Annotated in this window: 1 protein-coding gene; it reads left to right on the top strand. The window is 72.7% G+C overall.

Annotation, left to right across the window (positions count from 1 at the left end):
• Positions 1-2: 2 nt before the first annotated feature.
• A partial coding sequence (locus KME75_RS41860) for a lysine N(6)-hydroxylase/L-ornithine N(5)-oxygenase family protein (protein ID WP_308283536.1) occupies positions 3-1060 on the top strand: 1058 nt, incomplete at its 3' end.

The following is a 1060-nucleotide window of genomic DNA, read 5'->3' as shown; positions in this document are numbered from 1 at the left end:
GGGTGGGCTTCGGCCCCTCGAACCTCGGGCTCGCGATCGCGCTCGCCGAGCAGCCGGGCGGGGGTGCGGTCGAGGCCCGGTTCGTCGAGCGGCAGGAGCGTTTCGGCTGGCACCGGGGCATGTTGCTCGAGGACGCGACGATGCAGGTGTCGTTTCTCAAGGACCTCGTGACGCTGCGCAACCCGGCCAGCCGCTACGGCTTCCTGTCCTACCTGCACGAGCGCGGCAGGCTCGTCGACTTCATCAACTACGGCAGCGCGTTCCCCACGCGGCTGGAGTTCCACGACTACCTGGAGTGGGCCGCGGCCGGGTTCGCCGACCGGGTCGACTACGGCACGGAGGTCGAGCGGATCGCCGCCGTCCCCGACGAGCCCGGCCTGCTCGACGTGCACACCTCGCGCGGCACGCTGCGCACCCGCAACGTCGCGCTCGCCACCGGGCTCGTGCCGCAGCTGCCGGAGGGTGTGCTGCCCGGGGAGCGGGTGTGGCACAGCCGGGACCTGCTCACCCGGATCGGGTCAGTGCGCGATCCGCGGCGGGTCATCGTGGTCGGGGCGGGCCAGAGCGCGGCGGAGACCGTCGACCACCTGCACCGGGCGTTCCCCGGCGCCGAGGTGTGCGCGGTGTTCGCCCGCTACGGCTACAGCCCGGCCGACGACACGCCGTTCGCCAACCGGGTGTTCGACCCGGGCGCCGTGGACGACTTCTTCCGCGCCCCGGCCGAGGTGAAGGACCTGATCCTCGGCTATCACGGCAACACGAACTACTCGGTGGTCGACCCGGAGCTGATCGAGTCGCTCTACCGGCGGCACTATGCGGAGCGGGTGAGCGGGCGTGAGCGGCTGCGGTTCCACAACGTCAGCCGGGTCGCCGACGCGGTCGAGGTGGACGGGCGTGTCGAGCTGGCCGTCGAGTCGCTGATCGACGGCGGGCGCGAGGTGCTCACCGCCGATCTCGTCGTGTACGCCACGGGCTACCGGCCCTCGGACCCGTGCCGCCTGCTGCGCGACCTCGCCCGCGTCTGTCACCGCGACGCTGCGGGCCGGCTCGCCGTGCAGCG

The organism is Pseudonocardia nigra (assembly GCF_019396355.1).
Classification (GTDB): Bacteria; Actinomycetota; Actinomycetes; order Mycobacteriales; family Pseudonocardiaceae; genus Pseudonocardia; species Pseudonocardia nigra.
Note: the sequence above shows the minus strand (reverse complement) of the source record. Positions and strands in the feature narration are given on the sequence as shown.